Raw genomic sequence first — 7,591 nt, 5'->3', positions numbered from 1 at the left:
AGCCGCCGCAGGCTGGGAGCATGGGCGCGCAAAGCAGCTTCAAGTGCCGCTATCCGGGCGCCGGTTACCTCCTGGTAAGCGCCTTCTGCCCTCGGACCGCTGCCGCCGGTGCTCCCTCCAGGCACGCCCGCTGCCGCCGGCGGGCCGTATTGTCGGCGTTCAAAGTCGGAGGTCAAAGCTGCGGCGGCCCGATGGGCGGCATCGTCAAGTCCTCCCGGGTCCCCCAGCAGCCCGGATTCGCGGAGACGGGCGCTATAGGCGCGCGGGGTCTCGCTCGGCTTCGGCGGTATGCCGTAGTCCGTCCCCAGGTCCACCATTTCGCTCCAGGCCAGCGCCGCGGCCGTCCCTGGTGCAGCCGGTCGGAGCCGCCGGGCCCGGATTCCTGTCCTGGCCAGCCGCGGCGCTGCGGCGAGAAGAACTGCCCCCAGGACACCGCCCAGGCCCAGAAGCAAAGGCAGAACCTGCACGCCGGCTTCAGCGCCTTGGCCTCCACCCGGAGCAGGCAGGGGAGCGGCGCTGGGTGCCGGAGCGGGTGCCGGCGTGGCATCCGGGACAAGGTCGTCGTTGTTTTCGAGGGCACCCGGGGCCGAAAAGGCCGATGTCTCCGTGGCGTAGTCAGGCACGACCCCACGGGACGGTGTGGGCTCAAAAGGCACCCAGCCCAAACCCTGGAAGTACAGTTCCGGCCAGGCATGGGCATCCCTCGCATCCACCTCGTATTCGGGCAGCGCACCCTGGCCGGCCACGGAAACAGTGGCACCGGTCAACCTGCCGGGGGCGTAGCCCACCGCAATCCGGCTGGGAATCCCTTCGAGCCGGGCCATCACGGCCATCGCGGAGGCGTAATGGATGCAATAGCCGCTCTTCTGTTCCAGGAAGTCAGCCAGGACCGAAAGCCCGTTTCCGTCGTATCCGCCCTGCACCGGTGACTGCAGGGAGTAGGTGAACTCCGCGGAGCGAAGGTACTTCTGGATGGCCATCGCCTTCTCGTACGGCGTTGCACCGGTCCCTGCCACCGTGCCGGCTGTGGTCCGGACGATATCGGGCACGTTGCCCGGAATTCTGGTGAAGTCCTCGGAGATGCCCTGCACGTTTGCAGAGGATTCGGCCAGGAGCCCGGCCGTCAGCCTTGGAATGGAGGACGTGACCAGGTACTCCTGCCGCCGGGAGGTGGTATCCGTCCCTTTGATGCTCAGGGTGGCGGGATCCCAGGTCCAGCGGCCATCAAGGCCCCGCACTGATTCCGGCGGGTACGGTGCCGGCAGGTACGGGCTGGTGAAGCTTCCGGCATCTATTGCCGTAACCAGCGGCTGCTGTTCGTCCGCGAGAACCGTATAGCCGGGATCGATCTGGCTGCCAAGGGGGCGCCGGGACGCGTTGCGGTCATCCGGGCCCCAGGAGTCGCCGTCGAAATGGTCCACAGTGACAGACCGCAGGTAAAGCGGGGCGGTGGAATTGGTGGCGTACGTGATCCGTCCCGTCCCGGCAGGGGTGCGCAGGCTGTTGCCCAGGGTGATCATCGGGTTCAGGCCAGTGGAGGTGCCCCAAGGATTGAGCCGGGAACCCTGCGGGAACGTGCCCTGGTCGAAGCCGGGGATCGCCATCGGCACCAGCATGGTTGCCACCAGCGCCACCGACCCCGTCAAAGCAGCCCGCCGGACCTGGCCAGGGTTCCGGGCGGAATCGACCGGGGTGCGGGCATCCGGGACAAACCACTGGCTGCAGGCCAGGATCATCAGGTACCCCGCGACGGCGGCCGTAAAACCCCAAAAGCCGACGCTCTGGGGCTTGATCATGGCGGGCACCACGAGGATGGCCAGCAGCCCCGCGCCCGTGGCGGCAGGCATGCCCAGCGGAACGGCGAGCGCGTCAACGAGGATGACCGCCAGGCCCAGGACTGCGCAGATCACCATAACGATGCCCACGTTGGGGGCCACGGGAGCTGTTTCGGAGAGTACTGTTTCGCTGGCCCGGCGGATCAGCCGGTCCAGCTCGCCCAGGCTGCCCCCGGTGGGGATGATGCCGGCAACACTGGAGCCTCGGAAGAACGTCAGGGTCAGGACGGCGCCAAGGGCAAGGAACCCGCCGGCAGTGACCAGCAGGGGCTGTGCCCTGGCCGAACGCAGGGCGGCCAGGGTGAAGCAGACCACCAGCACGGTGGTGAGAACTGGCCAGTACCAGCCCCAGCCCCGCAGGACTCCGTTCAGTGACAGGGCTGCCCCGGCCACTGCCACGGCAATGGAGCCCGCCATCATCCAGGGGTAGGCCCCCACACGGGTTCGCCCTGCCGGGTTCCCTGCGGGCGGCGCGGGTTGCCGGTCCGTTCCCGAACTCCTGGGTGGCGCAATGGTCATCCTGCCACCTCCGCTCCCCGCCGGACCTCCGTTGCCGGCGTTTCGGGCAATGGGACGTCCTGGTCGAACTGGTTCCACGCCGCTGCGACCGATACTGACGGCGGCACCGCGGCAGCCCGCCAGCCGCCCTGCCGGAGCTTCTCGAGTGCGTCCTCGTATTCCGCGGGCCGATCAGTGATAACGATGGCAAAGGCGTTGGTGCCATACCCGGCGGCCGGGGCGAGGGACAAAGCGTCCAGCGGTGAGATCTTTCCCAGGACAGCGATCAGGGGACCCCGCATGCGGTGCGCCGATAACTTGTCCATCAGGTTGTCGTGAAAGGGCGGGGGTCCGGAGTCCTGGTGCCCGTGCGATTCCCGGAGGCCCAAAATGTCCCGGCGCCCGGAGTCGCGGCGGGCGTGCGGGCCGGTGAGTTGGATTGCTGCCAGGCTTTCGGCGATGGACTGGAGCCCGGACCCCCCGCTGTACTCCTCCACCTCGGGTTCGGGAGCGGAGGGCGAACTGAGGAACGCAGGTTCCCCGCGGGCGTCCAGCAGGCGCAGGGCGTGATTGCGCTCGGCCAGGTGGGCGCTGATGGACATGGCGGCAACAACGGCCCACTCAAAGGTTTCGCTGCTGATCATGGAATGGCCGTCCTGGGCTGCACTTCCTGCCGGCAGCGCCCCGGGACCGCCGGAGAAGGCGGTGAACCTATGGTCCAGGATGATGGTGGCTTCGGGCGTTGTTACGGATTCCTCCTGCCGCACCATCAGGGAACCATGGCGCGCGGTAGCGGCCCAGTGCACCCGGCGCATCGGGTCGCCGTGGCGGTATTCGCGGGTCATCACGTCGTCGTCGCTGGGGTTTGCCCGGATCCTGGTGGCCGTAACGCCGTCGTTGCCCCGGGCGCCGGCCAGCCCGGTTAAGGGAAGCACGACGGCGGCGGGCGTTACGGTGAGCGTATCGCCATCGTCTATGGCCTGCCGGTGCAGGGACAGCCCGAACGGGTCGGTGAATTCGGCGGTCACGGGCCCGATGAGGAACTGGCCGCGCTGGGCGGAGTGGAGATGGTACTCGTACCTGCTGGTGCCGCCGTTGGCGGAGCGGGACGGAAACCGGAAGGCGGGCGACTCACCGAACCGGGGCGGGAGCTTTTCCTCCATGGTGGCCCTCCCGTTGCCTGCCCCGGTCCGCGCTACCGCAAGCCGCACGGTGGTGGGGGCCGACGTTTCCACCGGTGATGGATTGAATTCGCGGTACACCTGGAAGCGGGGCTTCACCAGCCGGATTCCCGCGAGGGAGACCAGCGGAAGGACGAACAGCAGTACGGCGAGGCTTAGCAGGTCCCTCCGGCCCATCACGTGTGCTGCGGCAAGTGCTGCGGCCCCTGCAGCCAGCATGCCCCAGCCGCGCTGGGTGAAGAGGTGTCGGGGCAGTCTGTCCAGCATGCCCCAGCCGCGCTGGGTGAAGAGGTGTCGGGGCAGTCTGTCCAGCAAAGCCATGAAAGCCGCCTAGTGGTTCCTGCTCAGGCCTGCCACAGGGGTGTTCCTGCCCGTGGACGCGGCACCCTTGTTTCCGGCGTCCGCCGGCCTTTGTGCAATGGGCAGCCGGGACAGGATGCCACGAAGGACGCTGTGTGGGCTTTCTCCGGCGCCGGCGGCCTTCCGGTCAAGGATGATGCGGTGCGCCAGCACAGATTCCGCAACATCCAGGACATCGTCCGGCAGCACGAAGTCGCGCCCGTCCAGGGCAGCTGTCGCCTTGGCAGCCCGCAGCAGCTGCAGCATGGACCGCGGGCTCGCGCCCAGGCGAAGCAGGGGACTCTCCCGGGTGGCCCTGCCCACGGAGACTGTGTACTCCTTGACTGCCTGCGAGACGTAGACCTGCTGGACCGTGGTGATCATCGCCGCCACGTCCGCAGTGGTCACCACCGCCGATACCTTGGCCAGGGGTGACGCTGCCTGATGGGTCTCCAGCATTTCAATCTCGGAGTCCTTGTCCGGGTAGCCCATGGAGATGCGCGCCATGAAGCGGTCCCGCTGGGCTTCCGGCAGCGGATACGTGCCCTCCATCTCAATAGGGTTCTGCGTTGCCACCACCATGAACGGTTCGTCCAGCCGGTAGGAAGTGCCGTCCACCGTCACCTGGTGTTCCTCCATGCATTCGAGCAGGGCGGACTGCGTCTTTGCTGACGCGCGGTTGATCTCGTCGCCGATCACGATGTTGGCGAACACAGCACCCGGACGGAACTCGAAGAGCCTGGAAGCCTGGTTATAAATGGAAACGCCGGTGACGTCGGAGGGCAGCAGATCCGGGGTGAACTGGATCCGGTTGACCGTGCAGTCGATGGTCCGGGCGAGCGTCTTGGCCAAAAGCGTCTTTCCCACGCCCGGCACATCCTCCAGGAGCAGATGGCCCTGGGCCAGCAGGACTGTCAGCGCCAGCTTCGCGGCGTCGGACTTTCCGTCAATGACAGTGTTGATCGTATCCAGGATCCGCTGGCTTGCGGCGTGGAAGGAGGCGCCGTCCATTGCGTTGGGCCGGTGCCCGTTGAGACGGCTGACGTGGTCGGAAACCCCCGCCAGGTTGCGGTTCGCAGCGCTCACATCACTGGCAGTGCGTCGGTGGGATTCCATCGGCAACCTTTCAGCCCGGGGTTCACCTGGACGGGACAGTAAGCCCGGCCTTCGCCCGTCGGTGGGCGCCTGCATGTGTTCGTACCAGACTACTAACACAACTGCCGTAGCTGACAGAGAGTTCCAACAAATATGCGGCCACCTCAGCGGTTTAGGGTTGATGGATGTGCAATCCGCTGATCCCCGCCGCTTACCGTGCTTCCGCTGCCGGCGGCGCTACGGAAGAAGACAGTCGTCCGCAACGGGAATTTCCCCCTGCTCCGGAACCTTTGCCGGTGCCGGTCATGGACAACCACACGCACCTGGACTTCCCGCATGGAAAAGCACCGGTGGGCATCAAAGAGGCGCTCGACGCCGCCGCCGCGGTAGGTGTCCAGGGAGCGGTCCAGGTGGGCTGCGACCTGGAATCCTCCCGGTTCACGGTGCAGGCGGTGGACTTGGACGAGCGGCTGCTCGGAGCGGTGGCGCTTCACCCCAACGATGCTCCCCGCTACGCCGAACGCGGCCAGCTGGAAGAGGCCTTGGCGGAAATCGAGCAGCTGGCAGCCCATCCGCGGATCCGGGCCATCGGCGAGACGGGGCTCGACTTTTTCCGCACGGAGGGCGAGGGGCTGGCACACCAGCGGTACTCCTTCCGTCGCCACATAGATATCGCAAAGCGGCTGAACCTGACGCTGCAGATTCATGACCGGGACGCCCACAGCGACGTTGTCCAGGTGCTGAAGGAAGAAGGAGCTCCCGAGCGCGTGGTTTTCCACTGCTTTTCCGGAGACGAGGAGTTGGCATCCACCTGTAACAAAGAAGGATGGTGGATGTCGTTTGCCGGCACGCTGACGTTCAAGAACGCAACCAACCTGCGGGCCGCGCTCGCCGCCGCGGATCCTGACCTGGTCCTCGTGGAAACGGACGCTCCCTTCCTGACTCCGCACCCGCACCGGGGCCGGCCGAACGCCAGCTACATGGTCCCTTACACCGTCCGTGCGATGGCGGAGTTGACAACCACTGACCTTGCCGCGTTGGGCGCCCGAATCAGTCAAAACACCGTGCGGGCGTACGGATCCTGGGATTAAGAACACAACACCGGAGGAGCCAGGTAAAAATACGCGGTATGCATAATTCTTGGTGGCTTTATAACGCTACGGTTACAGTGGGAATCTGTTAGCCGGGGTCGGGGAAGGCCGCCGGGTAAATTCACTTCATTTGCAGCAGCAGCTGCTGGGCCTTTTTCCAGCCTGCCTGCTCCGCGGAGTGTGGCGGTGCAAGGGTGCCCGGACTACCCCTCTTTCAGGTGGTGCCGGGCATTTTATTGCGCTATCCCCGTGCCCGGAAGGACCTAAAGATACGGGCAATCGTGGTCAAGCTCTTCACAACGGACGGCAAGTTCAGCTACGTCAAGGTTGGGACGCAACTCCTGGTGCTGTGCGCGCTGGTTGTGGGCCTCGTAGCCTTCGTCGGCAATAACAAAACCATCACGCTGAATGTCGACGGCAAGGTAACGTCCGTCCAGACATTCGGCGGAACTGTGGGGCAGGTCGTCAAAAGCGCAAACGTGGAGCTGAAGCCCGCGGACAGGGTCTCCCCGTCTGTTGATGCCACCGTCCAGGACGGCACGGTCATCAACGTCAACATGGCCAAGGAAGTCAAAGTCAGCTTGGACGGCTCCGAAAAGACCGTGAACACTACGGCGCAGGACGTAGAAGGACTGGTGACCGAACTCGGTGTGGCAAGTGCGTCCTCGGTTTCGGTACCGAAGGACGCCCAGCTCTCGGTGGCCGGGTCCTTCGTCTCCATTTCCACTCCCAAGTCTGTGAGCATTGTCGCTGACGGCAAGGTAGAGACCGCCACCACAACTGCCGCCACTGTGGGCAAGGTACTGGAAGATGCAGGTTTGACCCTCGGCGCCAATGACCGTTCTTCACAGCCCGCCAACGCGCACGTGGTCAACAACATGGTCATCAAGGTCTCCCGCGTGGACACCGGCCAGACTGCGGTGACCACCGAGAATGTCCCGTTCACTTCGGAGACTATCGAGAGCGCCGAGCTGCTGAAGGGTGAAAAGGAAGTCACCCAGGCAGGCGCCGCAGGCAAGGTGGAGAAGACCTTCAAGCTCGTGCTGGTTGACGGCCGCGAAGCATCCCGCACCCTGGTGTCGGAAGCCGTCACCGCGCAGCCCGTCACTGAGAAGATCACCGTTGGCACCAAGGCCAAGCCAGTGGCACAGGCCGCTCCCGCACCGGCAGCCACTGCCGGTGCCAACACCGGCGCCGCCGCCCCTGCCATGATGAACGAGGGCATGTGGGACAAGATCGCCAAGTGTGAATCAGGCGGAAACTGGTCCATCAACACCGGCAACGGCTACTACGGCGGCCTCCAGTTCGACATCCGGACCTGGCTGGGATCCGGCGGCGGCGCATACGCTGCCAACGCCAGCCTTGCCACGAAGGCCCAGCAGATCGACATCGCCAACCGCGTCTACGCGCAGCGCGGCCTCCAGCCCTGGGGTTGCGGCTGGGCTGCCACCAGCTGACACCAGAAGACCACAAGCCCCCTGGGGCAGTGCGGCCGGGCCCGGATCTTCCGGGCCCGGCCGCCGGACATTACCGGGGCGGGGGCCAGGGCCGC

The 7,591-nt window shown here is 65.8% G+C and carries 5 protein-coding genes; 2 read left to right on the top strand and 3 right to left on the bottom strand.

Annotation, left to right across the window (positions count from 1 at the left end; genetic code table 11):
- The 3 genes from AC5RWX_RS27905 to AC5RWX_RS27895 all read right to left on the bottom strand — a co-directional run.
- A partial coding sequence (locus AC5RWX_RS27905; protein ID WP_494099503.1) for a transglutaminase TgpA family protein occupies positions 1–2,354 on the bottom strand: 2,354 nt, incomplete at its 3' end.
- Positions 2,351–3,835 carry a DUF58 domain-containing protein gene (locus tag AC5RWX_RS27900; protein ID WP_494099502.1) on the bottom strand — a complete coding sequence of 495 codons (1,485 nt, stop codon included), beginning with the start codon at positions 3,833–3,835 and terminating at the stop codon, positions 2,351–2,353. The genes AC5RWX_RS27905 and AC5RWX_RS27900, both read right to left, overlap by 4 nt.
- A gap of 9 nt (positions 3,836–3,844) precedes the next feature.
- The gene (locus AC5RWX_RS27895; protein ID WP_494099501.1) at positions 3,845–4,969 is read right to left on the bottom strand and encodes an AAA family ATPase; all 1,125 of its coding nucleotides are present in this window, start codon (positions 4,967–4,969) and stop codon (positions 3,845–3,847) included.
- Positions 4,970–5,133: 164 nt separating this feature from the next.
- On the opposite strand from AC5RWX_RS27895, the gene AC5RWX_RS27890 reads away from it, so the two are divergent.
- Both AC5RWX_RS27890 and AC5RWX_RS27885 read left to right on the top strand, forming a co-directional pair.
- The gene (locus tag AC5RWX_RS27890; protein WP_494099500.1) at positions 5,134–6,039 is read left to right on the top strand and encodes a TatD family hydrolase; all 906 of its coding nucleotides are present in this window, start codon (positions 5,134–5,136) and stop codon (positions 6,037–6,039) included.
- Positions 6,040–6,320: 281 nt separating this feature from the next.
- Positions 6,321–7,496 carry a resuscitation-promoting factor gene (locus AC5RWX_RS27885; protein ID WP_494099499.1) on the top strand — a complete coding sequence of 392 codons (1,176 nt, stop codon included), beginning with the start codon at positions 6,321–6,323 and terminating at the stop codon, positions 7,494–7,496.
- Positions 7,497–7,591: the final 95 nt, after the last annotated feature.

It is taken from the genome of Arthrobacter sp. SPT-J7, from assembly GCF_059089965.1.
The sequence above is the reverse complement of the archived record's forward strand: the minus strand, read 5'-3'. Positions and strand labels throughout refer to the sequence as shown.

What these genes read in the sequence shown, in the direction of transcription:
- AC5RWX_RS27900 (WP_494099502.1), bottom strand. Translation starts at nt 3,835, where the DNA reads ATGGCTTTGCTGGACAGACTGCCCCGACACCTCTTCACCCAGCGCGGC.
- AC5RWX_RS27895 (WP_494099501.1), bottom strand. Translation starts at nt 4,969, where the DNA reads ATGGAATCCCACCGACGCACTGCCAGTGATGTGAGCGCTGCGAACCGC.
- AC5RWX_RS27890 (WP_494099500.1), top strand. Translation starts at nt 5,134, where the DNA reads ATGTGCAATCCGCTGATCCCCGCCGCTTACCGTGCTTCCGCTGCCGGC.